General features: G+C 45.0%; 23 protein-coding genes. 7 read left to right on the top strand and 16 right to left on the bottom strand.

The features are described 5' to 3' along the window. Positions 1 to 25: 25 nt before the first annotated feature. The 5 genes from C161_RS08850 to C161_RS08830 all read right to left on the bottom strand — a co-directional run bounded on the left by C161_RS08850 (position 26) and on the right by C161_RS08830 (position 4,391). The gene (locus C161_RS08850; protein ID WP_036669747.1) at positions 26 to 1,066 is read right to left on the bottom strand and encodes a BMP family lipoprotein; all 1,041 of its coding nucleotides are present in this window, start codon (positions 1,064 to 1,066) and stop codon (positions 26 to 28) included. Positions 1,067 to 1,646: 580 nt separating this feature from the next. Further along, the gene (gene rplT, locus C161_RS08845) at positions 1,647 to 2,006 is read right to left on the bottom strand and encodes a 50S ribosomal protein L20 (RefSeq protein WP_017689664.1); all 360 of its coding nucleotides are present in this window, start codon (positions 2,004 to 2,006) and stop codon (positions 1,647 to 1,649) included. Between the two features lie 88 nt (positions 2,007 to 2,094). Beyond that, on the bottom strand, positions 2,095 to 2,298 hold the full coding sequence (gene rpmI / locus C161_RS08840; protein WP_017689665.1) for a 50S ribosomal protein L35: 204 nt from the start codon (positions 2,296 to 2,298) through the stop codon (positions 2,095 to 2,097). 24 nt (positions 2,299 to 2,322) lie between these two features. Continuing rightward, positions 2,323 to 2,817: a translation initiation factor IF-3 gene (gene infC / locus C161_RS08835; RefSeq protein WP_017689666.1), complete on the bottom strand. Its 495-nt coding sequence runs from the start codon at positions 2,815 to 2,817 to the stop codon at positions 2,323 to 2,325. 335 nt (positions 2,818 to 3,152) lie between these two features. Then, the gene (locus C161_RS08830; protein ID WP_036610177.1) at positions 3,153 to 4,391 is read right to left on the bottom strand and encodes a glycosyltransferase family 2 protein; all 1,239 of its coding nucleotides are present in this window, start codon (positions 4,389 to 4,391) and stop codon (positions 3,153 to 3,155) included. Positions 4,392 to 5,102: 711 nt separating this feature from the next. On the opposite strand from C161_RS08830, the gene C161_RS08825 reads away from it, so the two are divergent. Then, a complete protein-coding gene (locus tag C161_RS08825) occupies positions 5,103 to 5,630 on the top strand; it encodes a phosphatase PAP2 family protein (protein WP_017689668.1) in 528 nt (175 codons plus the stop codon). 50 nt (positions 5,631 to 5,680) lie between these two features. Further along, the gene (locus C161_RS08820; RefSeq protein WP_036669745.1) at positions 5,681 to 6,832 is read left to right on the top strand and encodes a UDP-N-acetylglucosamine--LPS N-acetylglucosamine transferase; all 1,152 of its coding nucleotides are present in this window, start codon (positions 5,681 to 5,683) and stop codon (positions 6,830 to 6,832) included. Between the two features lie 140 nt (positions 6,833 to 6,972). On the opposite strand, the gene C161_RS08815 is transcribed toward C161_RS08820, so the two are convergent. The 3 genes from C161_RS08815 to C161_RS08805 all read right to left on the bottom strand — a co-directional run bounded on the left by C161_RS08815 (position 6,973) and on the right by C161_RS08805 (position 10,492). Then, complete coding sequence (locus C161_RS08815; protein ID WP_036669742.1) at positions 6,973 to 8,526, bottom strand: extracellular solute-binding protein; 1,554 nt, start codon at positions 8,524 to 8,526, stop codon at positions 6,973 to 6,975. Between the two features lie 100 nt (positions 8,527 to 8,626). Further along, the gene (locus C161_RS08810) at positions 8,627 to 9,490 is read right to left on the bottom strand and encodes a carbohydrate ABC transporter permease (RefSeq protein WP_370511436.1); all 864 of its coding nucleotides are present in this window, start codon (positions 9,488 to 9,490) and stop codon (positions 8,627 to 8,629) included. 96 nt (positions 9,491 to 9,586) lie between these two features. Further along, positions 9,587 to 10,492, bottom strand: a complete 906-nt coding sequence (locus C161_RS08805) for an ABC transporter permease (RefSeq protein WP_017689672.1) — start codon at positions 10,490 to 10,492, stop codon at positions 9,587 to 9,589. Positions 10,493 to 10,900: 408 nt separating this feature from the next. On the opposite strand from C161_RS08805, the gene C161_RS08800 reads away from it, so the two are divergent. After that, positions 10,901 to 13,153 (top strand): AraC family transcriptional regulator, encoded by a 2,253-nt coding sequence (locus C161_RS08800; RefSeq protein WP_036669739.1) that lies wholly within the window; start codon positions 10,901 to 10,903, stop codon positions 13,151 to 13,153. 129 nt (positions 13,154 to 13,282) lie between these two features. Here the strand turns inward: C161_RS08800 and trmB are convergent, their stop codons facing one another. Then, on the bottom strand, positions 13,283 to 14,038 hold the full coding sequence (trmB, locus tag C161_RS08795; RefSeq protein WP_036669736.1) for a tRNA (guanosine(46)-N7)-methyltransferase TrmB: 756 nt from the start codon (positions 14,036 to 14,038) through the stop codon (positions 13,283 to 13,285). Between the two features lie 152 nt (positions 14,039 to 14,190). Continuing rightward, positions 14,191 to 14,391 (bottom strand): hypothetical protein, encoded by a 201-nt coding sequence (locus C161_RS08790; RefSeq protein WP_036610190.1) that lies wholly within the window; start codon positions 14,389 to 14,391, stop codon positions 14,191 to 14,193. 318 nt (positions 14,392 to 14,709) lie between these two features. Between C161_RS08790 and C161_RS08785 the strand changes: the two genes are divergently transcribed. The 4 genes from C161_RS08785 to C161_RS08770 all read left to right on the top strand — a co-directional run bounded on the left by C161_RS08785 (position 14,710) and on the right by C161_RS08770 (position 18,437). Continuing rightward, positions 14,710 to 15,663 (top strand): TIGR01212 family radical SAM protein, encoded by a 954-nt coding sequence (locus tag C161_RS08785; RefSeq protein ID WP_036669734.1) that lies wholly within the window; start codon positions 14,710 to 14,712, stop codon positions 15,661 to 15,663. After that, entirely contained in the window at positions 15,664 to 16,248 is a 585-nt protein-coding gene (locus tag C161_RS08780) for a class I SAM-dependent methyltransferase (protein WP_036669733.1), read from the top strand. It abuts the gene before it with no gap. A 189-nt stretch (positions 16,249 to 16,437) separates the two neighbouring features. Further along, positions 16,438 to 17,415 carry a type I phosphomannose isomerase catalytic subunit gene (locus C161_RS08775; RefSeq protein ID WP_036669731.1) on the top strand — a complete coding sequence of 326 codons (978 nt, stop codon included), beginning with the start codon at positions 16,438 to 16,440 and terminating at the stop codon, positions 17,413 to 17,415. Between the two features lie 41 nt (positions 17,416 to 17,456). Next, on the top strand, positions 17,457 to 18,437 hold the full coding sequence (locus C161_RS08770) for an alpha/beta fold hydrolase (protein ID WP_036669729.1): 981 nt from the start codon (positions 17,457 to 17,459) through the stop codon (positions 18,435 to 18,437). Between the two features lie 129 nt (positions 18,438 to 18,566). On the opposite strand, the gene odhB is transcribed toward C161_RS08770, so the two are convergent. From odhB to C161_RS08745, 6 genes are all read right to left on the bottom strand, one after another. Next, positions 18,567 to 19,838 (bottom strand): 2-oxoglutarate dehydrogenase complex dihydrolipoyllysine-residue succinyltransferase, encoded by a 1,272-nt coding sequence (odhB, locus tag C161_RS08765; RefSeq protein WP_036669727.1) that lies wholly within the window; start codon positions 19,836 to 19,838, stop codon positions 18,567 to 18,569. Between the two features lie 5 nt (positions 19,839 to 19,843). Beyond that, on the bottom strand, positions 19,844 to 22,717 hold the full coding sequence (locus C161_RS08760; protein ID WP_036669715.1) for a 2-oxoglutarate dehydrogenase E1 component: 2,874 nt from the start codon (positions 22,715 to 22,717) through the stop codon (positions 19,844 to 19,846). 634 nt (positions 22,718 to 23,351) lie between these two features. Then, entirely contained in the window at positions 23,352 to 23,555 is a 204-nt protein-coding gene (locus tag C161_RS32950; RefSeq protein ID WP_051449668.1) for a hypothetical protein, read from the bottom strand. Positions 23,556 to 23,558: 3 nt separating this feature from the next. Then, the gene (locus C161_RS32945) at positions 23,559 to 23,786 is read right to left on the bottom strand and encodes an NUDIX domain-containing protein (RefSeq protein WP_051449667.1); all 228 of its coding nucleotides are present in this window, start codon (positions 23,784 to 23,786) and stop codon (positions 23,559 to 23,561) included. Then, a complete protein-coding gene (locus tag C161_RS08750; RefSeq protein WP_036610208.1) occupies positions 23,787 to 24,284 on the bottom strand; it encodes a GNAT family N-acetyltransferase in 498 nt (165 codons plus the stop codon). Positions 24,285 to 24,643: 359 nt separating this feature from the next. Next, entirely contained in the window at positions 24,644 to 25,153 is a 510-nt protein-coding gene (locus C161_RS08745) for an 8-oxo-dGTP diphosphatase (protein WP_036669710.1), read from the bottom strand. Positions 25,154 to 25,371 lie beyond the last annotated feature (218 nt).

Raw genomic sequence — 25,371 nt, 5'->3', positions numbered from 1 at the left:
TATTCATTTGCGACTAAGATCAAAATTACTCCGTAGGAACTTTGATTTCGCCGCTGATGATTTTTTCTTTGTACTCTTCCACTTTTGCAAGTGTATCAGCAGATACATTGGCAGTAGAAGTATCAGCAATACCTACGCCGTTTTCTTTCAAAGTGAGGTTCTCGGAACCACCAGCGAATGTACCATCAACTACTTCTTTGTTAACGCGCTTAACTGCTTCGTCAACTTTTTTGATCATAGAAGTCAAAGTGATCTCATCACCAAACTCAAGAGATTGGTCTTTGTCAACACCGATAACCCATACATCTTGACCTTGTTTCTTACGAGCACTTGCTTCGTTAAACACACCGTTACCTGTTGCGCCAGAAGCGTGGAAGATAATATCTACGCCTTCATTGTAAAGTGTTGCTGCTGCTGCTTTACCCAAGTCAGGTTTATCAAATGCACCTGTGTAGTTAGAAATGAATTGAGCATCAGGGTTAACTGCTTTAACGCCTTCTCTGAATCCTACTTCAAACTTTTTGATCAGTGGGCTTTCCATACCGCCTACAAAACCAATTTTGTTGGATTTTGTTGTCAGACCAGCCACAACACCAACTAGGTAAGATCCTTCTTCTTCAGCAAATGTTACAGATTTAACGTTAGGAGCATCAACAACACTGTCGATGATCGCGAGTTTAGCATCAGGGTTTTGCTCAGCTACAGTTTTGATTGCATCAGCCAATTGGAAACCGATACCCCAAGTCAGATCATATCCGCCTTTAACAAATTCGTTTAGGTTAGGAATGTACTCTTCATCGGATTTACTTTGCAGGTATTTAACAGCAGCACCTGTTTCTGTTTCAGTCGCTTGCAGAGCTTCCCAAGCGGATTGGTTAAAGGATTTGTCATTAACTCCACCTACGTCAGTAACCATACCGATTCTGAGATCGGATTTCGCTTCAGTGGATGTGCCACCTGTATCTCCTCCGGCATTTGTTTCTTCTTTCGGTTTGCTACCGCAACCTGCGAGCATAACCGATACCGCCAGCAACATTACCAAAGACAAGCTGAGCATCTTTTTCATTTCTCTTTTTCCCCCTTAATGATATATCCCTCATTCCAATCCAGCCTACAATTGAACGGTTAACAGATAGCAGGAATGACTTTTATGCAGAATGTATGGTTTCTTCGACATTAAAAGCGCATTCTCACCCTTGAAGCATCCTATCATCTGTCGAAAAACCGAACATTATGACATGGAGAGAAAAATCTAGGACTAGCCTACTAGAGGTGATTATACAATCAACCAGTGTTAAAATCCAGATGTTTCATCACCAAATATCACATATTTTTGTTCTTTTTTTATTGAAAACGCTTAATAATTTAGCGATTTAACACACTAACGTTACAACGATGTGATGTTATATAACAAAAACATATCGTGAACTTTAGTGATGAGAGGGATTTACCTGTTTTTATTTGTATTATTTCACCGTTCGTATTTTATGTATTCCCATGGACCGTTATTCACCAGTTATCTGGTTTCATTGTTCCCTTCCAGACTACAGCCTATTCGCTCTACTCACTCAGAGATTCATCCTCGAATTTCTTCCCAAGCCGTAAAAAAAGCCGCCATATAGGTACGGCGGCTTGTATCATACAATTTAAGCGTTGATTTTGCCTTTAGCTACAGTAGCCAAAGAGTTGAACGCATTGATGTCGTTAACGGCCAGATCAGCCAACATTTTGCGGTTCATGTCTACTCCAGCAAGTTTCAAACCATGGATCAGTTTGTTGTAAGACAAACCATTCATACGTGCTGCAGCATTGATACGAACGATCCACAGTCTGCGGAAGTTACGTTTCGTGTTGCGACGGTCACGGTATGCGTATACCAGAGATTTCATTACTTGCTCGTTAGCTGTTTTAAAAATACGGTGTTTGGAACCGAAATAACCTCTTGCCAGTTTCAAAACCTTTTTATGACGACGACGTACTACAAAACCGCCTTTTACTCTTGCCATATTAAAGAACCTCCCAAATAAATATAAATGTATCCGTGGTATGTGTACGGCCGTAGCCGATCCCCCATACGGAATGTACTAATTAAAATTAGCCTTTCAAGTTAGCCAAGCCTTGTTTCAAACGTCTAACATCCCCGGCAGCCATAACTGGGTTACCGTTCAGAACGCGCTTAGCACGTTTGGATTTGTGGGAAAGCAAGTGGTTTTTGTGAGCTTTGTAACGAAGGACCTTACCGGAACCGGTAATTTTAAAGCGTCCTTTCAAACTGCTGTGTGTTTTCATTTTAGGCATTTTGTGTTTCCTCCTCCAATGTTATCAGGCTTTAGGAGCCAAAATCATGATCATACTGCGGCCTTCCAATTTCGGTTGACGTTCAACAGTACAAAGTTCTGCAACTTCTACCTTAACGCGCTCCAAAATCCGTTGACCAATCGCGGCATGTGCAATTTCACGTCCGCGATAACGAACAGAACATTTCACTTTGTCGCCTTCGTTCAAAAACTTAACTACATTACGAAGCTTCGTTTGATAATCGTGCTCCTCAATATTGGAACGGAACCATACTTCTTTAATATCAACAATTTTCTGGTTCTTACGGGCTTCTTTATCTTTCTTTTGTTGCTCATAGCGGAATTTGCCATAGTCCATAATACGACACACCGGCGGTTTAGCCTGTGGTGCCACATTGACCAGATCCAAATTCAGGTCAATCGCCATTTGCAGTGCTTCGCGAATGGGCGTAATCCCAATTTGTTCTCCTTCAGCTCCGACAAGGCGTACTTCCTTCGCCCGAATCTCATCATTAATCATGTGATCTTTACTAATAATCGTCCACCTCCAGGTCATTTTGAATATCCAGTTAAACAAAAATAAAAGGGATGCCGGTCAAGCTACCGACATCCCTGTAATCAACACAATTCTTCATGAGTATACACTTCATAAATTATTGGGATCGTTGACCAGCCAACATGTTTGTTGATCAGGTGAGAAGTCGGACTTCTGCTTGTGATTCCATTGCTATTCGCTTTAAGGCACTTGAATACTATATCACCCATGAAATACATTGTCAACATTCTTCACAACTTTTTTTCGTGAATTACACATTTGTGATATCAGATGTCAACAAAGTATCACATGCATGTTCCTTACCCTTGTTTGCTTTGCACCTCATCCAACCGTACAACACGTGTATGTTGAGTGTGGCTCCACTGTTTGTTGTTCTGCGTAAAGAAAGCGTAGAACGTAATCGGGTACCAAGACAGCAGGTAGATCGGGAACAAAATCAGATATAGATAAACTTTGGCAAAGGTAACCTTCTCCAGCGCCATGGACAACAGGAACGTCAGAATGTTCAAACCAATAGCCACGAAGCCAACCCATAACGGGAAGTATCCATAAATATTAGCAATGTGCGGACCACTGAATATCGCCATGTCTACCCACATCACAGCCGTCATTAGGAACGTAAGCAACACCACATAGACATTGGCTCCGTAAATAGCAAGGTCAAATTTCACCAGGCTTCTTTCCTTAATGGACTGCCATAGCAGCGGGAAGAAGTATCTACGCGCAACTGTAAAGTGACCTTGCATCCAGCGCAGACGTTGTCGCGCTGAAGCTTTGAATGTTAATGGCTTCTCATCAAATACTTTGGCGTCATAGTTGAAAACAGGATACACATTACGTTGCACACTGCGCATCGTAAACTCCAGATCCTCAACCAGACTTGTTGCACCCCAACCAATTTCCTTCAACAGGTTGGTCTCAAAGCACATTCCGGTTCCTCCGAGGAAATTCGCCATGTTCAAGTTATGACGAGACAACTGCCACAGACGGTTGATGTACCAGTAAGATACACCGTAAGCTGCAGTAATCCAGGAATCCTCCGGATTTTTCGTATCAATGTATCCTTGGATAACACGCGAACCATTGTTCAAGTCATCATTCATCTCAAGCAAGAAGTTACGGTCAACCAGGTTATCCGCGTCAAACATAACAACTGCGTCATACTGACGTGGCAATTTCCACAGGTACTTAAGCATCCATTCGATGGCGTACCCTTTACCTCTTAAATCGGCATTGGTACGCACACAGGCGTTTAATCCATGCTCTCTGACAATTTGAGCCGTTCCATCTGTACAGTTGTCACAAATGACAAACACATCGTACAGATCTTCCGGATAATCAAGTTGTTTCAAGTTCTCCATCAAGGCACCAATGACTTGTTCCTCATTGTGTGCTGCGACGAGTACAGCGAATGATTTTGTCGCCGGATAATGTTTCTTTTTCTTTTTCTTAATCAGACCGAACAGCGAAAACGTGAATTGGTACACGGCTAGCAGTGCCAGAATGACCTGCATCGTGACGAATATAGCGTCCAACATCGTTCTCTGTTACCCCCTTTTTTTCAAAACCCAGTTTACTCAAGCATTTCTCTTCCTGATTCTGCAATTTATTTTTTTTTGATCTGCAGAATATGACCCTGTTCTTTTGTGTACTACGTGAATATATCAGGCAATGTTTCAAAGCTTGGTTGCTATCAGTTGGCTGCTTTATCGATTCTGTATCCTTTTCAGTCATTTGTCAAAACCCCAATTCCACTTTTTGAAGCAGAAATGTGATCTTTAAACGCTGAATAGACACTTCGTGATACCACAACCTCGCATTCATGCCTGTTATATCTTATTTTCAGCCGTTTACTTGATTTTTATTTCTAAAGTCCCTGCTTTTTTCATCAGCATGTTATTCTTCGTCAGAGGCTCTATAACAAATAACGCAAACAGACCTCAAAAAGTTTGAAACAGAACTCACATTTTTTTTACCTCATTTCAGCCATGTTGAATCATTGTATCTTTTTTGGCTGACCCAAGTCAAAAAGTTAAGATGGGTATATATCCACTCTTTAACATGAATTTCACTTTCTTTACATGGGTTCTTCTTGAAAAGGACAACATTTAAAAATATGATAAACATATACCTGAAATAACCTCAAGTTCATGAAAAACGGTTATATACTAATCAGGACGAAACCGGATGCAGAAAATCACCGGAAATAATGCCGCCATTACGGGCGGCCTGACTGGCAGGAGGCCAATATGAGCCGTTTATTCTTAAAGTTTCAAGATTATGATCGAAATGTTTTTATGTGGATCAACGGCCGACTTCATAATCGTTTTATGAATTTTTGGCTGTATTATTTCACCCATCTGGGTGGAGCAACTTCATCTATTGCAATATCCTTGTTAATCTGGCTGCTTGCTCCAGCTCCATGGAGCACAACAGGACTCCAGGCATGTATCGCCCTTGCGGTCAGCCACATCCCTGTAGCCATCGCGAAAAAATTGTATCCCCGCATTCGACCTTATCTGGCCTTGCCGGATACAATTACGTTCCGTAATCCACTGACGGATCACTCGTTTCCTTCAGGGCACACAACTGCCATTTTTTCGGTCACAGTTCCCTTTATGACCACTGATCCGATCTTATTGCTAATCTTGTTGCCTGTGGCCCTTATTGTCGGATTCTCTCGAATTTATCTGGGGTTACACTATCCTTCCGATGTTCTGGCGGGTGCCACAATAGGTACTTTAGTCGCACTTGCAACAGTTGCATTCTGGTCTTAAAGCCGATATGTTAGACTCAGAAAAACCTAGCAGGAACAGGTGAAGTAAGCGTGGAGAAAAAAAGAGTATTACTATTATCTGAAGGCTTTGGTACGGGTCATACTCAAGCCGCCTATGCACTGTCCAGCAATTTGCGAAAGCTCTCGCCAGACGTGCAGACAAAAGTGCTTGAACTGGGAAGTTTCTTAAATCCAAAGGTTGCACCTCTGATTATAACAGCATACAAAAAAACGGTTACCAACCAACCCAAACTTTTCGGATACGTATACAGACACCAATATAAAAAATCATTGAACAGGCTGACCACACTGGCGTTGCATAAACTGTTCTATACACACACACGCAGCGTTGTGCGCCAGTTACGTCCCGATGCGATTGTCTGTACACATCCGATTCCAAGTGCTGTCATATCCAGACTGAAACGTCTGGGTGTACAGGTTCCCCTATGCACAGTCATCACCGACTATGATGCACATGGGACGTGGATTAACCGTGAAGTAGACCTTTATCTGGTTTCTTCAGATGAGGTTAAGTCCAAACTAATGCTACGAGGCGTACCTGCAGACAACATTCGAGTCACGGGCATTCCGGTGCATCCAAATTTTTGGGAGCATCCCGGGCGAGAAGAGATCCGAAGCAGATTTAACCTCAAGAACATGCCTACTGTACTGGTGATGGGCGGCGGTTGGGGAATGCTCAGCGACAAGCTGGTCCATCCGTTGCTGACACGCTGGCATGAAGATATTCAGATCATTTTTTGTCTGGGTCGCAATGATAAAACACGGATCAGCATGGAACAGAACCCGATGTATCGCAAAGAAAATATTCACATTATGGGGTACACCAACGAAGTGGACAAATTAATGGAAGTATCCGACCTTCTGATCACCAAACCTGGGGGAATGACATGCAGTGAAGGCTTGGCGAAAGGAATTCCCATGTTGTTCCACAACCCTATACCTGGTCAGGAAGAAGAAAACGTCCATTATTTTACAGCAAGAGGGTTGGGAGAACCCATAACTTCGCCCGACGTAGTGGTTAAATGGATGAACAAGCTGTTGCATCACTACCCGGATGTTGTACGTAAACGCAAACGTCATCTGGCGGAAATCGCCAAGGTTCATCCAATGCAGAGCGCTCAAAGTATTATCGATCTGCTGGAGGACGTTCGTCCTTCATCCGCAGAAGAGGCCCGTTTATGAATTTATCCCATTAGGATGTCGCTTCCTGTATTCTTCGTCCAATCACGCCTCTAACCAACGGCTTCAAACAAGCCTGCAACCACATTGAAAAGGTGCCTTCGAATTTGAAGGCACCTTTTCTTTATGAAGGAAAGTACAAACTATTGAGTGCCTGCTGACTTCAAATACTCCTGCCACTGCTTGGTGTATTCTGCCTGAATTTTTTCCAAACCTGCTTGTTTAGCCTTCTCCATAAATGTGTTCAATCCAGCCTCTACGTCTGCCACCAAACCTACATTAAGCGGATACAGATATTGTTTTTCCACTTGTTCCAATGCAGCCTTCTCGGCTTGGTACGGTGTCCAGTCTTCAGCAAATCCGGTATAAATATCCGGCTTTTTGATTTTGTCGAGATCTTCAAACATGGTCAGCACGTCATCAAAGGTTTTGTCATAGAGCATGAATTCCGGGTTACGCCATGCCCAACCATTCATGCCCTCACGCGGGAAGCCGTTTGTTTGTGCATCGCCTACCATTTTGTAGTATCCATTATCTACCTCGAAGTTTTTGCCTTCAACGCCGTATTCAGTCAACCAGTTATATCGTTTGTCTGTCACCAGTTTCTCATAAAATGCCAATGCTTTTTCCGGGTTTTTACTGCTACGCGGAATCGCAAAACCATTGTGGATCGGGTGAACCGGTTGTGCAAACCCTTTCGCATTCGGGTACGGGAAATAAGCCAGTTTCCAATCTGGATGAGTAGACTGCACCTTGATGACATCTGCATTAAATTTGTTCGGGTTCTCCCCGGAAAGAACAACAGCCGCTTTTCCATTTTGCAGCAATGAGTTGGAAGTATCCTTTACATTCAGTACGTTTTTCGGGAAAAATCCTTTGTCCATCCAACGTTTGTATGTTTTCAGGTCTTCCAGGTGTTGCGCCGATCCCCAGTAGGACGTCACAGTTGTTGGTGTATCATACATAATATCCAGTCCATATGGAAGTTGACCTGCTGTATTAACCAGCTTGGATGTCAATTGACGAATACCATGGGTATGGTTGGCATTGCTATCCGCAATCGGAATCATATTGGGTTCGTTGGCTTTGATGCCCTCCAGATACGCTTCGAGCGTCTCCAAGGATTCCGGTTTCGGAAGATTGTACTTCTCGCGCAAGTCCTCACGGTACGCAATTCCCTCGGTTACATACTCAATCCAAGTGGATGGAACTGTATAGATTTTGTCATTGATTTTGACAGCATTCCACATGTCATCAGGTACATGAGCTTTCAGCGCTGGCGCTGCTGTAGGCAACATTTCATCCAGTGGCAGGAACGCACCCTTCTTGGCATAGGACTGGTAGAATGTCCAATCTGCTGTGAAGATCAGATCGATCGGCTGTCCGGAAGACAGCAGCAGTTTATATTTTTGATCCCAGTCGGTCCATGAGGTGTAGTTGAATTTCACATTGACGTTCAGATCAGCCTCCGCCAGCTTATTGATCTCGGATTCAATAACAGGCAGATCTTTGGGAGCATCCCCAAGCATGTAAAATTGAAGCGTCACTTTCTCGCCTTTGTTCCCGGATGTTCCTCCCTGCTCACTTCCTTGCGTCGATCCCCCCGAACCGTTATTACATGCGGCAAGTACCCCGGCGAACAACATCAGGGCAAGTACCAGAGACAGGTGCCGAATTGTTTTGTTACGCATACGCATCCTCCCTTTTTGTGGTGAACCTTTATATGTTAGCGCAGACTCGCCATGTTTCAGACCTGAAAAGATATCAGTGGCCTGACGCCCACAGCGCGTTCACGTTCTAACCTTTCACTGCACCAATGGTGAGTCCTTTAACAAAATAACGTTGTACAAACGGATACAGGAACAAAATCGGTCCCGTTACAACGATAGCCATTGCCATCTTGGTTGATTCGGTAGGCACATCCTGACTGAGTGTGATCCCTGTGCCAATCGCCATCTGGTCAATGAATGTTATCGTGTTCATCGTGTTGTAGAGATAAAATTGAAGTTGGTACATATCCGGGTTGTTAATGAAGAGGGATGAGGTAAACCAGTCATTCCAGTAACCCAGTGCCAAAAACAGACCTACGGTGGCGATACCAGGCATCGCCAGTTTCAACACAATGCTGAAATAGATGCGGAAGTCATTCGCTCCATCAATTTTGGCGGACTCAATCAATTCATCCGGCACTGCCGAGCGAATGAAGTTTTTCATCAGGATAATGAGGAATGGTGTCATCAACCCCGGGAAAATAAGTACGGTGTACGTATCTGTGAGATTGAAGTAGTTCGCCAGCATAATGTACCAAGGCACAAGTCCCCCACCAAACAGGGTTGTGAAGTAGATAAAAAACGAGAACGTGTTCCGATATTTAAAATCCTTACGCTGGAGCACAAATCCGGCCATCGTGATGAGGAACAGCCCTAGCGTAGTCCCCACCACCGTTGTAAAGACCGTTACCCCATAAGCCTTGAGTACCTGAGTCGGGAATTTGAACACCATTTTGTAACCTTCCAGGGAAAAGTCCGTTGGAAAGAGGTGATAACCATCCCTCACAATGGACTCGTTGCTGCTGAATGAACCGGATAGGATCAGCAGGAACGGTAGCAAGCACATGATTGATAAAATGATGATGAAGCTGTAGGAAATCAGTTGGAACATGAAAGTGAATTCCGAATCTCTGAGACGCGTATTCGTACGAGTGTGAGTATTCATTGGCGTGTTCATGATCGTTCTCCCTCCTGCCCTGCGGGCGTTCTAGAACAAGGCGTAGTCCTCATTTACTTTGCGGATAATATAGTTGACGGTCATGATCAAAATGAATCCAAACAAGGACTGATACAGACCAGCAGCCGTTGCCATCCCGATATCAAACGTTACTTTCAGTGAACGATACACATACGTATCAATAATATCTGTAGCGTTGTACAACACCCCGTTGTTGCCGATCAGTTGATAGAACAGGTCAAACTGCCCCTTCATAATGCTGCCGAGTGAGAACAACAACAGGATGACAAAGGTTGGCTTCAGCATCGGTACTGTAATGTACCAGATCCGCTGAAATATATTGGCCCCGTCGATTCGGGCAGCCTCATAATACTCATCACTGATACCCGTTATGGCGGCCAGATAGATGACCATGCTGTATCCAAGATTTTTCCATAGATAAAAGATGATGATCAGAAACACCCAGATCCAGGGTGTGTTATAAATGTCGACCGGGCCGGCCTCAAAACGTTTGAGCACCGTGTTCACAAAACCCGACTCGTAGTTAAACATGTTGTAAGCGATTACACTTAATAGTACAAATGAGATGAAATACGGCAAAAACATGACGGATTGCGTAATTTTTTTGAATAACCTGCCCCGGATCTCGCTAAGCATGATCGCACAGAAGATCGCCAGACCGTTTCCTAATATAATGAAGGCGAGATTGTAACCCACGGTATTGGTTGTGAGCTTCAGCAACATTCCGGATTGCCATAGGAACTTAAAGTTCTCCAGACCGACAAATGGACTACCAAATAATCCGCCTTCAAAATCATACCGGGTGAACGCATAATAGATGCCGACCATCGGAAAATACGAGTTAATCAGAAAAAAGATCAGCGTGGGCAACAGCATCAGAAACATGATTTTGTTTTTGTTCAATTCTTTGAGCATGGCTCGATCCCTCCCGAATTTCTTGCGGTGCTGCGTGGTGGAGCTCTCTTTTTATTGTAGATGCTCTCTTCACTCACGGATACTGAAGCTTCCCTTCAGAAAATGAACGATTCTGCGAAATGAACTATGAACAAAATGAACGAACCATGAAATGAACAGACATCCACACACATCCGTTCACAAATGTTGATATCGTGCATAGACTACACCTAGTGAACAATCCAGCGAAAGTTGAACTTTATGTAGAGAAAACAGGCAAAACAGCCTGTCCATCATTGATGTAAACGCATACATAATATATAATTCAAGTTACTCTTGTTCTTCTGCTCATCCAACTATGAAGCCTCACGTATGTATATGAAATTCTATGTGGTTCACCCAAAATAGGAGGTTTGAGGGGGAAACAGAATGCGTAAACGTTCAGAGGACAGTCAGAAGGTCTTCACACGGATTCTGATCGGCATTATTATTAGTACCGTCGCTACCTTACTTGTGGCTTCTTCTATTTTGTACGTCAACTATAATCGGATTGCTCTTCGTCAGGTTTATCGCACAGATATGAACAGTCTTACTCAAACCAGCCGTGAAGTGGCCAAAATGACCGAGACTGCAAAATCATTGTCATATCAGATTTATCAGGACTACACCATCTCTTCATTACTGCTCTATTCCAAACCGAATATCTATGAAATCACATCCGCGATGGAGCAGCTAGACAACTACCGTATGTCCCTTCCTTTTATTGAATCTATCTATGTATATAACTCCAAAAGCAATGAATTCTTTATCAGTTCCGACGTGCGCAATGGGCAGCAGTCCATCTCGGAGATCGACGATCAGGGGATTAAAAGTATCCTCCAGAACTTCCATGACTATAAACCTTTTGTTCCCATCCCGCGTACATATCAGGTCGGTTCTACTGAAGCGACAGAGGTTAACAGCTACACCTATCTCTGTTATGACACGATCAATGACAATTCCAAACTAAACTACGCTGTCATCGTTAATATCAAGGATGATTGGCTCAGTCCGAATATGAATGCTGTGGATCAACCAGGCAAGACCTTTATCGTAAATGAGAATGGAGACCTTTTATCTGACTTTGGCGACCGTGCATTGATGAAAAATCTCTCCAGCGAAGCTTTTATGAAGCCAATTATCCAAGATACGGGGCAATCAGCTTACTTTAGCGGGAAGGTCGACGGAGAAAAATCTCTCATCACCTATACCGCTCCCGATGATCTGGGTTGGCGTTATGTAAGAATAACACCTTATGATCTGATTACATCAGATATACGGAGTATGCGCACACATACCGTTCTGTTTTGTGTTGGACTTCTCTTCGCAGGCTTACTGCTCTCTTACCTTGTGTCCCGAAAACTATATCACCCTATTGATAAGGTACTTGTTCGTTTACGTGTGATGGAAGCAGAGCGACGTGGCAGTCTTCATTTGTTACGGCAGGATTTTCTACGAGGGGCCCTGCAAGGCCGCGAAACAGTAACTGGAGGTATGCTGGAAGAACGGATGAAGTTCTATGGTTCCTCCATTGATGTTCAGCGTGCATCCAGGCTGGTATTGCTGCGTATTGACCATTTTACCGAATTCTGCGAAACGTACCGTGATGAGACCCAGCTTGTAAAATACGCCATGATGAACATATGCACCGAGACAGCCGATCTCCACTACAATGCGGAAGCTGTGGACATGGGCGGTGATCTGATCACACTCATCTTCAATGAGAAAGCGGAAAGCCATGAACTTGAGCAAACTGCTCATAACCGGATTGAAGAGCTGCTACGTATGATGCAGGCAGCTGTAATGACCCATTTGAAATGCTCCATCTCCTGTACGATCGGCACGGAAGAAGATTCATTGGAAGACAGTATTGCATCCTACACCAGATCAGCCGAAGCCTCACTGCATCGTTTGTTCATGGGACCGGGCTGTCTGATCTATACCTCTGACATCATGGCTTATCACGCCAAGGAGTACGCATTTCCAGCAGGTAAGGAAAGACAACTTGTTGATCATCTAATGACAGGTAAGACGCGAGAAGCAAAACAAGTCTATGCAGATATCGTCGGCGAGACAGCCTCGTATCCATTTACCGTTTTTCAACTAGCCTTATCCCATCTGACGATGACACTGAATCATGTACGAAACACCCTAAAGAAGAATAATCAACTCACGCTTGATTCAGTCTCGGATGGTCTAATGTTGCCTGTCAAAGACGCGGAAGACATTAGTGAAGTACATGAACACTTCTATCGGATGTTTGATGAGCTTGGTTCCAAAGTCGAGGAGAAACGCACACTGAAGCACGAAGAGTTGATTCGTAAAATCAATGGCATTATTGAGCGGGACTATGCGGACCCCAATCTATGTCTAACTTCTATCGCAGATGAGTTGGGCATGTCGCCCATCTATATAAGCAGGCTCTACAAACAGCTCACCCTGAAAGGGCTCACGGACGTAATTAACGAAACCCGCATAGCCAAGGCCCAGCATCTGCTGGTGGAGACGGAGAACTCCGTTGCCGACATTGCCGAGAGAACCGGATTCACCAACAGTTCATACTTCTATCGCATGTTCAAAAAGTTCAACGGGGTTACACCAAACGATTATCGCCGCAAAGAATTTCATTCAGAAAACTTCTGAAATCATCCCAGACTTGAGTTTATGGAGTAATGCACATCGATTGTTAATGCAAAAAAAGAGCGACCTATGAGAATGAATTATTCACCTCATGTGTCGCTCTTCTTTAATGAGTTTAAGTTAGATTTCGATTTATTCCTGTTCCTGATCTTCGCCAGACTCATCCGAAGCTTCACGAACTTTATACTTGTCCAGACGTGTCTGCTGATACTCACGCAAGGCCTCTTCACCCACAATCACTTCAACCCGGTGAATGTTCATACCTTTACCCATGAATTTCTGCTCGTACTCCGTCATCACATGTTCTTCATTCAAACCATCACGATGCAGATTCAAAGAAATATTGGTCATTTGCAGGCCGAAGTCGGCAATGGCGTTGAGTGAGAAATCAAACAGCGTCTCCGAATCGGTTTTGAAATGAATCTCACCTTTGGGATTAAGCAATTCCGTGTATTTCTTCAGGAAGCGCGGGTGCGTCAAACGACGACGTGCATGCTTTGCTTTTGGCCAAGGATCACTGAAGTTCAAATAAATGCGTTCCAGTTCTTCCGGTTCAAAAACTTCTTCGATCTGTTCAATATTTGCCAGAGCAAGCTTCAGGTTCGGAGGTGTCTCCACATCAGCCTGACTCCACGCATTACGAGCTTTCTCACTGGCACGACGCAACAGTTCATCATACATATCAATACCGATGAAATTAAATTCCGGATATTTATAACTCATTTGGCTGATAAATTGACCTTTACCCATACCAAATTCCACGAAGATCGGGTGATCATTGCCAAACAGTTCAGACCATTTTCCTTTATGTTGCTTGGGGTCCAGTACAACAAGATCAACTTGTTGCTCCAGATTTTCTCTTATCCCTTTTCTGCCACGTAAACGCATTTTATTCCTCCGTTTGTCCCATACTTGTCTCAGACTTATTTTGCCGAAGAACTGGCAAATTGTAAAGAGCAATGAAAAGGGAATCTTCGGATCTGCCACTTTGGGCAAATCTCAAAGATTCCCTCTTCGATTTATTTGGAATTGGGGTCCAACTACTTTAGTAGTTCATAGTCTACCTTATCTTGGTGTGAAAAATCAAATGTCTTTTCGAAAGCATCGCGAACTTTTTGTCTTGCAGCCGCTTTCACTTTCGGATTTCCATTAAAACGAACACCTGTTAAAGCCAGTGCTTCTTCTGCCGTCAATTCAACAGACACATGATTCAATTCATTGTTTTTAACTTGGGAATTCATTCATATCACCTCACGGTATAGTATGGTCCATGACGTCAACGTTGATTCAAATGCTATGATGAATAATACCCATTAGATGGTGTCTGACGCTGATTTAAATATAACATAAGGTGTAAACTATAGCAAGGAGAAAACCTTGATTTTACGGCCTATTTTTGCGTTTCGATTCCCTTTTTTTTTAGTTTTTTGATACAATGATAAAAGTTCATGAAGACACCTATAATCGCTATCCATCGTCTATGACGGAAATCGCATAGCGCTTCTTCTTTTGTTCACGTATGATTACGGTAATTCGACAGCCAAAGGAGTACCCTGAAGATGAATGCACCTGCATTACAGTCCCCTCTCCTGTGGGGAGATAAACGATTCCATACCTGGAATTATGAGATGCGCGATCAATTTAACAATAAGGTTTTCAAAGTGATGCTGGATGCTGGATTCACCTGTCCCAACCGCGACGGTTCCATTGCCAAAGGTGGTTGCACCTTCTGCAGTGCGCGTGGATCAGGCGATTTTGCCGGCAGCAGACGTGAAGATCTGGTCACCCAATTCAATACAATTCGAGATAAACAGCACCTCAAGTGGCCTAAAGCCCATTATATTGGCTACTTCCAAGCCTATACGAATACGTATGCTCCGGTTGAGGAGCTGCGCGAATATTTTGAAGAAATTCTTGAGCAACCCGGTGTTGTTGGTTTGTCCATCGCTACTCGCCCGGATTGTTTGCCAGATGACGTTGTTGATTATTTGGCTGAACTGAACGAACGCACCTATCTGTGGGTTGAGATGGGCCTTCAAACGATCCATGATTCCACATCAACATTGATTAATCGCGCGCACGACACGAAGTGTTACGAAGAAGCGGTTGAGAAACTGCGCAAACGGAATATACGTGTGTGCACGCATATCATATATGGTCTGCCTCAAGAGACACATGAGATGATGCTGGACACTGGACGTGCAGTTGCCAATATGGATGTACAGGGAATCAAGATTCACCTGCTGCATCTGATGCGCAAAACACCAATGGTGAAGCAATACGAAGCCGGTCTTTTACGTTTTTTGGATCAGGACGAGTATATCAAGCTGATCGTAGATACACTGGAGATGCTTCCACCGGAAATGATCGTACACCGTCTTACAGGCGACGCACCACGTGATCTGTTGATTGGACCGATGTGGTCCATGAACAAATGGGAAGTGTTAAACTCCATTGATCGTGAGCTGCGAGAGCGGGATTCATGGCAAGGTAAGTATTGGAGGCGAGCATAGATGGGCTTTCTTTCGGTTCTCAGCTGTGCGCATCAGTGGATTGCTTCCCGTCTGCAGCCAGGTGATCTGGCGATAGATGCAACGGTGGGTACAGGAGCAGACACACTATTTTTGGCACAACAAGTTGGCCGGCGTGGTCAAGTCATTGGATTCGATATTCAAAGTGAAGCCCTCACGCTGGCACAGGCCCGGATTCGAAAACAAACCGATGAAGCCAAGCTTGGCTCCATCTCCATGCTTCAACTAAGCCATGATCGAATGGCAGAAGCAGTTCCTGAGTCATGGCTTGGTACGGTTGGTGCAGTTATGTTCAATCTGGGGTACCTGCCTTCAGAAAGTGCAGATTCCTCCATCATCACCGAGACTGACAGCACGATCGCTGCACTCGAGGCTGCACTCGCTTTATTACGCCCTCGCGGAATTATTACGGTTGTGCTCTACCCCGGTCATGACGGAGGGGCACAGGAAGCAGAAGCTGTATTGGACTGGTCCTCTGCCCTTCCGGTGGAACAGGCACAGGTTGTGATGTATCGCCAGTTACAGCGAAAAACTTCTCCTTTTCTGATCGGAATCGAGAAAAAATAATTTCCTTTGTTCACCAAATACAATAAACTAGACACAATCGCAAGGCGAGCTATTAACGGCTTTTTCTTACTGCGATCTGTGTTCTACATCTACATATGCAAACGTATTCACTTGTTTGCTCATGGCGACTACATGCCCATGACTGATTAAAGCGATCCACCATTTCATATACTAGAGGAGAGATTACTGATGTCTACGCCATACCCATTACAATTCCAACCTGAGTTCAAAGAACGTGTGTGGGGCGGTCGTGCGCTGGAGCAATTCGGCCTTACGCCCCCTGAAGGACATATCGGAGAAGGATGGATGATTGCGGATCATCCCAACGGTACAACCAAGGTATTAAATGGAGCACTGGCTGGCAAAGGTCTGGATGAAGTTCGTGAACAACTGGGCACCGAATGGCTTGGAACCAAAGGTGTCTCTGAAAAAGGCGGCCGTTTCCCCCTTCTGATTAAGTTGCTTGACTGCAACGATGACCTGTCCGTTCAGGTTCATCCAACTGACGAGTATGAGGCACTTCCTCCTGGCGAGCTTGGCAAAACAGAAATGTGGTATGTACTCGACGCAAAACCGGGCGCACACATCATCTATGGCTTGAACGAAGGCGTTAATCGGGCAACATTAAAAGAAGCATTGGAAAACGGCACGGTGATGGATACCCTTCGTCAGGTACCTGTAGAAGCTGGTGATACGTTCTTTATCCCTGCCGGAACAGTGCATGCGCTCTGTGCAGGTGTCGTTGTCGCTGAGATTCAGCAAAACTCGGATACGACGTACCGGATATACGATTACAATCGTCCAGGACTGGATGGCAAACCACGCGAGTTGCATGTTGAAGACTCATTAAATGTCACCGCCTATGAGGGCGCAGGTGCCTCAACGATGAAAACAAATAACGCTACTCCTGGTGAATGGCTCAAGCTTGCGGAATGCCCTTATTTTGTAGTTGAAAAAGGTATTGTGAACAAACGTTGGGAACTCTCCACCAATCCTGACAGCTTCACGATTCTCGTTGTCTGTGAAGGAGAAGGAACTTTGGAGTGGGCACATGCTGAATCAGACAGCATTGAATTGAAAGCTGGACAATGTTATCTCTTGCCAGCCAATCTGGGTTCTTATACATTGAACGGGAATACCACTGTTCTTCGCTCTTATCTGCCCTAAATCAAGCTTATATGTAACCTGTGAAGGAGGAATTACACGAGATGCAGGAATCTACCTTTGCCTTGGTCGCTAGTGAAGGTACCCGTATTTATGTGTACCGCTGGCTTCCCGATCCGGAATGCAACGTTAAAGGTGTAGTGCAAATTGCACACGGCATGGGCGAGACAGCAGCCCGATACGCCGAATTTGCCGACATCCTTACCCAAAATGGCTATGCGGTTTATGCTAATGACCATCGGGGTCATGGCAAAACTGTGGAGAATGCCAAGTTGCTTGGTAATGCTGGTATCGATGCCTTCCGCTGGATGGCGAGTGATATGATCAATCTGGGCGAAGTAGCCGCCAAAGAGAATCCTGGGGTGCCCCTGTTTCTAATGGGACATAGCATGGGCTCATTCTTGGTACAACATCTCATGTACGCTGGTCATGAGCAGTACCATGCCTTTATTTTATCCGGGACAAACGGCAGACGTGGTCTGCTCCGGTTTGGAGAGAAGTTGGCCTTCTTGCAGTGCGGCATTCAGGGTGCTACCCACCCCAGCATGCTACTCAACGCGATTGTATTTGGTGGATTTAATCGCTCTTTCCGCCCTGCAACGACACCGTTTGATTGGTTGTCCCGGGACTCACAAGAGGTTCAGCGATTCATTGATGACCCCCTGTGCGGAGCAGTGTGTACAGCAGGCTTTTTCCGCGACTTCTTCAAATTGCTGCTTGAAGTCCATCTTCCACACAATATGGAGCGCATACCCAAACACAAACCCGTATACCTGTTCTCAGGTGAGAAGGACCCTGTCGGACTTCATGGCAAAGGCGTTCTTAATCTGGTCTCGCAGTATAAGAAACTTCAGCTGGAGAACATTGAGTATCGCCTGTATCCGGATGGACGGCATGAAATGCTGCATGAGATCAACCGAACAGAAGTGGCTCAGCATGTTGTGAACTGGCTAAAGCGGAATACCCCTGACTCGAATACACCCCCTAGTCCGTTGAACCTGACTGAGACGGCTGACTCTATATAATAGAGTCGGAGACAACATACCAAGAGCCAAAAGAAACCCCTGAATCGGATGTACAGCTCACGCTGCGCTCCAGTTCAGGGGTTTTCTTGTTAAGCGATATGAATGATAGCTATAATCAAACGTTATGGATTAACCTTCAATTAACAGGGATTCCGGGTCTTCAAGCAGTTCTTTCACGGTCACGAGGAAACGAACAGCTTCACTACCGTCGATAATCCGATGATCGTAGGACAACGCGATGTACATCATTGGACGGTTCTCCATCCGTTCTGCATCAATCGCCACTGGACGAAGCTGGATCTTATGCATCCCCAGAATACCCACTTGAGGTGTATTCAGAATTGGCGTAGACAACAAGGAACCAAATGTTCCACCATTGGTGATGGTGAACGTTCCACCTTGCAGATCAGATAACGCCAGCGTGTTGGAACGAGCTTTGGATGCCAGGTCCGCAATGCTCTTCTCGATCTCGGCAAAGCCCAGACGATCTGCATCACGCACAACCGGTACAACCAGTCCTTCCTTCGCAGATACGGCGATGCCGATATCATAATACTTTTTGAGTACAACATCTTCGCCATCAATCTCTGCGTTAATTGTAGGGAATTTTTTCAGAGCCCCCACAACCGCTTTGGTGAAGAAGGACATGAAGCCCAGGTTAATCTCATGTTTCTCTTTGAACTTGTCCTTACGGCGTTTACGTACATCCATGATCGCAGTCATATCAACTTCATTAAACGTAGTCAACATGGCTGCTGTCTGCTGAGCCTCTACCAGACGTTTCGCAATGGTTGCACGACGACGAGACATCCGCTGACGCTCCACTGGTTTGGTATAGGTAGAACTTCCAGCTGCCGGAGCACTTGGTGCGGCTGGAGCTTTACTCGCAGGTGGAGCAGCAGGAGCAGGCGCCTGATTGTTATGGCTCTTCACATCATCCTGGTATACCCGTCCAATCGGATCTTTGCTCTGAACCTGATCCAACTCGATACCACGTTCACGTGCAAGCTTACGGGCAGACGGTGAAGCCGTCTTAGCACTATCAGATGACTCTGGCGCTGCCGCAACAGGTGCCGATGGTGGTGTTGGAGCTTCAGGTGCAGGAGTAACGGCCTTTTTCTCTTCAGCCGCTGGTTCGGAAGCGGGTGCACCGCTTCCTCCTCCAGAACCAGCTGAGAGTGTACCGATCGTTTCACCGATCTCGACCGTCTCTCCTTCCTGACGAATGATCTTCTCCAGCACGCCACTTTCTTCTGCGCTGATCTCAATATTTACTTTATCCGTTTCCAGTTCAAGAAGTACATCACCCTGATTAACGGTATCCCCTTCTTTAACCATCCATCTGGATACAGTTCCCTCAGTTATTGACTCACCCATTGCAGGTACTTTAATTTCACTCACAGCTGTTACCTCCCCAGTGGAATATTATTCTTCGTCGTTTGTTTCAACGCAGATGTAATAATCTGTTGCTGTTCCATACTATGCACAAGCTGATAACCGCTGGAAGGACTTGCGTGTTCCGGGCGACCTTCGTATCTAACGGTTGTGCCTTCCGGGGCAACTTCACGAAGACGAGGCTCCATGTATGTCCAGGCACCCATGTTTTTGTTTTCTTCCTGTACCCATACCAATTCTGTTACATTGCTGAAACGTGCGAGTATACGTTTGATCTCTTCTGCCGGGAACGGATACAACTGTTCCACACGGATAATGTGAAGCCATGACCGATCTGCTTTATCTTTTTCAATAGCATCTTCCAGGTCGATGGCAATCTTGCCACTGCACAAAATAATGCGCTCTACGCGATCCGGCTGTGTACCCAGACCGGCTTGCTCCAGCACAAGCTCAAACTTACCTTCACTGAATTCGACTGCCGGTGATGCAACACGCGGATTCCGAATGAGACTTTTCGGTGACATCATCACAAGTGGACGAGCATCTTCCGTTTCAGTCAACGAAGCTTGACGACGCAACAAGTGGAAGTACTGAGATGCACTCGACAAGTTGGCAACCGTCATGTTGTCTTCTGCACAAAGCTGCAGGAAGCGTTCAAGACGAGCACTTGTATGCTCAGGTCCCTGACCCTCATTCGCGTGTGGAAGCAACATGACCAGACTGGATTTCTGAGACCACTTGGCACGACCCGCTGATACAAACTGATCAAAGATAACCTGTGCACAGTTGGCAAAGTCACCGAATTGAGCTTCCCAGATGACCAGTGTATCGGGTGAATATACGTTATATCCGTATTCGAATCCAACAACGGATTCTTCAGACAACGGACTGTTATAGATTGCAAAGGATGCTCTTGCCTGTGGCAAGTGATGTAATGGGCAGAACTTTGCTCCATTCTCCGAATCATGCAACACCAGATTCCGATGAGCGAATGTAGCACGCTCGGCATCCTGTCCACTAATCCGAATTGGCTTGCCATCTGCCAGAATGGTTGCAAATGCGAGTGTCTCCGCAAGGCTCCAATCCACTTTTTCCCCTTCGTTCAGGGAAGTGCTCCGGCGTTGCAAAATCCGCTGTAACTTCGGATACACATTGAAGTTCTCAGGCCATTTCAGCAGATCGGCATTAATACTGCGCAGATTCTCAAGCGGTACCGCAGTCGGAGTAATCGTAACAGCCTCCGGCTCACTGATTTTCCGCTGATAATATTCATGTACTTCATTTTTCTTCATCTGGTCATAAGCTTCTTTTAATTTGTTTGTTACTCCATCGCGAATGCTCGTAATGGATGCATCATCGATAATCGATTCCTCTTTCAACTGATCCTGATACAAGTGGCTTACCGTTGGATGGTTTTTCACCTTGTCATAAACGATAGGTTGAGTTGTTTCGGGATCATCGGTTTCGTTATGGCCGTAGCGACGATAACCGATCAAGTCGATCAGGAAATCCTTTTTGAAACGATTGCGATACTCGGCTGCCATACGAATGGCCGCAATACAAGCATCCGGATTGTCCGCATTCACGTGTACAATCGGAATTTCGTACCCCTTGGCAAGGTCACTTGCGTAGTACGTTGAACGGGAATCACTGCTATCTGTAGTGAAACCCAGACGATTATTGACGATAATATGGATGGTTCCGCCATTCTGATAACCTGGCAAAGCTTTGAAGTTCAGCGTCTCTGCAACGATCCCTTCTCCTGGGAATGCTGCATCACCGTGCATCAAAATGGTGGCTGCCTTCGTTACGTCCTGTTTCGGATATCCAGGGTCACGACGGTCATCCTGAGCCGCACGAGCAAACCCTTGTACAACCGGATTGACGTATTCCAGATGGCTCGGGTTATTCGCCAGAGTAAGGCGGGCCTGCACAGTTTCCCCGTCTTTTACAAAACGGTTGGCACCCATATGATATTTGACATCCCCCGTCCAACCGTAGTTGATTCCAGTCGAACCTTCCGATGGAACCAAATCTTTGTTCGGAGCATGATGAAATTCAGAGAAAATTTTGCTGTACGGTTTGCCCAAAACATGAGCCAGTACATTTAACCGTCCACGGTGAGCCATCCCCATCAGAATGTGGCTTGATCCGGCTTCTGCCATGATGCGAACAGCTTCATCCAGCATCGGCACAAGCACATCGTTACCTTCGATGGAGAAACGTTTCTGCCCAACAAATGTTTTGTGAAGATAATCTTCAAATTGCTCGACTTCAACCAAACGTTCCAACAAAGCCTTACGTTCTTTCGGCGTAAGCGGAGCCGGTGATGTCCGGGATTCCGCACGACGATTCAGCCACTCACGCTCTTGAACTTCGTGCACATGACTGAATTCGTAGGCCATAGGTCCAGTGTATATCTGACGCAAGCGTTGGATTGCATCCCATCCGGTTGCTGTCTGCCCATCTGCACCTTCCCAGATCAGGGAAGCAGGTAAAGCTTTCAGATCTTCTTCGTTTAATTCAAAATGCTGAGGTTCCAGCAAAGATGTGTCTGTATCTTCACTGATTCCAAGCGGATCTATATCTGCAGCAAGATGACCATAGGTACGGATGTTCCATACCAGTTTACCCGCTGTAACCGCTTTCTGTAATAGTTGAATGTCTACGCTTCCGGAAGCCGATTGGGCGTTGCCGGAATTCAAGGTTGTGCGTGCATCCCTGCCAGACATCGGCGGTGCACCCCATTGTTCAAATAGTTCACGATAAGCCGGTGTAACCGAACCAGGGTCTTGAGTGAATAATTCATATTGTTCCTGTACGTATCCCATATTGGGGCCATAGTAACTTTCCCAGGGCTTCTTGTTGCCTTCCACGATCGTCATCGACGTTCCCTCCGTCTTGATTTAGTCATAAGTTTTTGACGGAAATCATTGACTAAGCCGTAATTTGCGTTCGTTCAACATTTTAAGCGAAATTTTTCATGAAGTCCAATAATCGTGCTGTTGGTGGTAGTAACGTTAGTCCGACGCTCCCGTCAAGGTTTGTCTGCGTTTTCAAAATCAAAGTAAAACAATGATTGTATATACCGTCGCACAGATGTCGAATACTGTCCTGATCCGTTCGAAGGTTACACTTTCTCCTCTTCTTCAAGTGAAGTCCATGTTCTACTATCTATTCTATAAACTTTTACGCTCAGGAGCATTTCCTATTTTTAGTTCAATTGATGCATAAATTAGATGAATCGAATAAATCGATCAATTTGAGTAGAACAACGAACGCTTAATTACAACAAAATAGGCATACGATCTCCCATTTTACCTCCTTAATTGAATTGTGGTCCATTATGTGCAAAAACAAACCGTCAAGTTAAACATTAACCATTTGACGTCACATTCAACAAATAATTGGGGTTTTCTTCAGGAGACCCACAGCAAAAAGCTGGCCCAGACATGAATTATCCGAGCAGCTTCTTTGCATTCAGCAAATTTAAGTTAACAATAAAGTTGAGGATGCACATCAAGATGTACTTTGGCTAATCATATACTCTGCAAACGGCGTTAGGGAAAGATCTCTAACTTGCTCCAGTGTAAACCAGTCCGCGCCCAGCGAATCTTCGCCATCGGGTTCTTTTTTGATATGATCCGGCCGACTGGCTGCGGTCAAAACAACATCATACAACATCCCGATATGGTGCAACTCTTCCGGCTCACCTTGATACACCCATTACAGTACCGTAGACTCCGCAGAACGAATCATCACTTGTAGATGGGTCAGGCCCGTCTCCTCTTCAATCTCACGATGAAGAGCAGTCTCTGGCTGCTCGCCAAATTCCAGCCTTCCGCCTGGTAAATCCCATTGCCCCTGATATGCTCCGCGAGCCTTATGAATCAACAGGAATTGGCCCTCCCAAGCTACCAAGCCATATACCCCAATATGTGTATGCCGATTCACTTAAGGACTCTTCCTTTCGTTTTCATCCTCTGTAACAGCATCCAGATCTATGGCCATACGGATCATATCCACACAGCGGATACCATCCTCTATAATCTCTTCCTCATAATGCCTCACAAAGAAGTCACGATCAACCCCGATAATGCGAAAACCGCAACGTTGGTATAACTTCAATTGATGAAAGCTGGAGTTGCCTGTCCCAATCTCTAGAATTCGACATCCCAATCTACGTGCAGCTTCCATCGCTTCCTTAATCATGTGTTTGCCTACACCTTGTCCCTGCAGTTCTTCCTGTACGGCAATATTAACAATCTCCGCAGTCTCTGGACGAGTCTTCAACAATACGAACTCCCCAACCATCTCTCCTTCGTACTCGGCAATAAAACAAACACCCCGACTCAGGTATTCATCCACAATTGCTTTTGAAGGATCAGCCATCAACAAAAGTTCGTAGGGTCTCTCTTCTTCCCAGTCCAAAATCCGGAACGACAATTTCATGCCAATCTCCACCTTTTCATCGTACAATATTCATTTACGTTCTGTTTGCAGAAGCCTATGTATGGCAAATCCACAAATATATCATTCTTCATTTCAACAAACTAGTTTACTAAATCTATTAATCACACACTATTACCCACAGACTAGTCATCTCCTATAAAAATAGTAAACTTCATTATATCATAATATTTGGATATAAATATATAGATATGGATGATACATTTTGAGTCATTATTTTTATCCTAACCCAAGCTTAAATGCTCATGAATTAATTTCCATTACCCATCAATCGTAGCCGCAATGTATCCTTGCAGGGCATGCTGGTATCCCATGATTTTTCCTCCTTCTGACGGTTTAACTTATTGGGTCCCACTCTGTTCAAGTACGGAATCGCTATACACCATAAATGTCTCTTGCAACGTACGGCCGGATGACTTCTCCCAGATCACACTCCGCTCAAAAGTGCCTTTTTGGAAAAAACGTGGGAAACGTTCAGCAAACCAATCCTGCATAGGCAGCTCAAAAACCCGCTTCATAGGCACCCATAACAGTTCGCCTTCGGGCGGATCTTGCAATAACTGACCCTCGAATGAAGTCGCCAAATAGTTAAATACCATGTACCGCAATCCTTGTTCGGGATCACAGAACTCATCAAGCCCTTTATACGTAATCTCATTGACTGCTAGCCCCGTCTCCTCCAGAACCTCCCGCACGGCACCATCCACGATACTCTCCGGAAAATCTACCTTCCCCCCAGGAGCGATGTATCCCGGAAATCCTTTGCGGTCCGGCCGATTCATTAACAACACCTGATCATTCGTTTTGTCCCATACCATACACATCGTTAATATCTCTATTCTAGTATCCATATTCGTCCTCCTGCTAACATGCGCTTCTCTGTTGTACACTAACATTTCTGGGAATAACCTGTGTTTTCCTTCTTTATTCCCACTCTGATTCATTCGTATTTTCACCGGTCTCACAGTATAGTCTATGATGATATATATGCATACGAAAGGCGGACGCCCTGTACACCTGTACATCAGAAGCCCGCCTGTTTTGTGATATTCTATGCTGCTCTTTCCTC

Source organism: Paenibacillus sp. FSL R5-192, assembly GCF_000517845.1.
Taxonomy (GTDB): domain Bacteria; phylum Bacillota; class Bacilli; order Paenibacillales; family Paenibacillaceae; genus Paenibacillus; species Paenibacillus amylolyticus.
This window is presented reverse-complemented; position numbering and strand designations above follow the sequence as displayed.

Bases quoted from the DNA above. Each gene is read 5' to 3' on its own strand.
- C161_RS08850 (WP_036669747.1), bottom strand. From the start codon at position 1,066: ATGAAAAAGATGCTCAGCTTGTCTTTGGTAATGTTGCTGGCGGTATCG.
- rplT (WP_017689664.1), bottom strand. From the start codon at position 2,006: ATGGCAAGAGTAAAAGGCGGTTTTGTAGTACGTCGTCGTCATAAAAAG.
- rpmI (WP_017689665.1), bottom strand. From the start codon at position 2,298: ATGCCTAAAATGAAAACACACAGCAGTTTGAAAGGACGCTTTAAAATT.
- infC (WP_017689666.1), bottom strand. From the start codon at position 2,817: ATGATTAATGATGAGATTCGGGCGAAGGAAGTACGCCTTGTCGGAGCT.
- C161_RS08830 (WP_036610177.1), bottom strand. From the start codon at position 4,391: ATGTTGGACGCTATATTCGTCACGATGCAGGTCATTCTGGCACTGCTA.
- C161_RS08825 (WP_017689668.1), top strand. From the start codon at position 5,103: ATGAGCCGTTTATTCTTAAAGTTTCAAGATTATGATCGAAATGTTTTT.
- C161_RS08815 (WP_036669742.1), bottom strand. From the start codon at position 8,526: ATGCGTATGCGTAACAAAACAATTCGGCACCTGTCTCTGGTACTTGCC.
- C161_RS08810 (WP_370511436.1), bottom strand. From the start codon at position 9,490: ATGTTCCAACTGATTTCCTACAGCTTCATCATCATTTTATCAATCATG.
- C161_RS08805 (WP_017689672.1), bottom strand. From the start codon at position 10,492: ATGCTCAAAGAATTGAACAAAAACAAAATCATGTTTCTGATGCTGTTG.
- C161_RS08800 (WP_036669739.1), top strand. From the start codon at position 10,901: ATGCGTAAACGTTCAGAGGACAGTCAGAAGGTCTTCACACGGATTCTG.
- trmB (WP_036669736.1), bottom strand. From the start codon at position 14,038: ATGCGTTTACGTGGCAGAAAAGGGATAAGAGAAAATCTGGAGCAACAA.
- C161_RS08790 (WP_036610190.1), bottom strand. From the start codon at position 14,391: ATGAATTCCCAAGTTAAAAACAATGAATTGAATCATGTGTCTGTTGAA.
- C161_RS08785 (WP_036669734.1), top strand. From the start codon at position 14,710: ATGAATGCACCTGCATTACAGTCCCCTCTCCTGTGGGGAGATAAACGA.
- C161_RS08780 (WP_036669733.1), top strand. From the start codon at position 15,664: ATGGGCTTTCTTTCGGTTCTCAGCTGTGCGCATCAGTGGATTGCTTCC.
- C161_RS08775 (WP_036669731.1), top strand. From the start codon at position 16,438: ATGTCTACGCCATACCCATTACAATTCCAACCTGAGTTCAAAGAACGT.
- C161_RS08770 (WP_036669729.1), top strand. From the start codon at position 17,457: ATGCAGGAATCTACCTTTGCCTTGGTCGCTAGTGAAGGTACCCGTATT.
- C161_RS08760 (WP_036669715.1), bottom strand. From the start codon at position 22,717: ATGACGATCGTGGAAGGCAACAAGAAGCCCTGGGAAAGTTACTATGGC.
- C161_RS08750 (WP_036610208.1), bottom strand. From the start codon at position 24,284: ATGAAATTGTCGTTCCGGATTTTGGACTGGGAAGAAGAGAGACCCTAC.
- C161_RS08745 (WP_036669710.1), bottom strand. From the start codon at position 25,153: ATGGATACTAGAATAGAGATATTAACGATGTGTATGGTATGGGACAAA.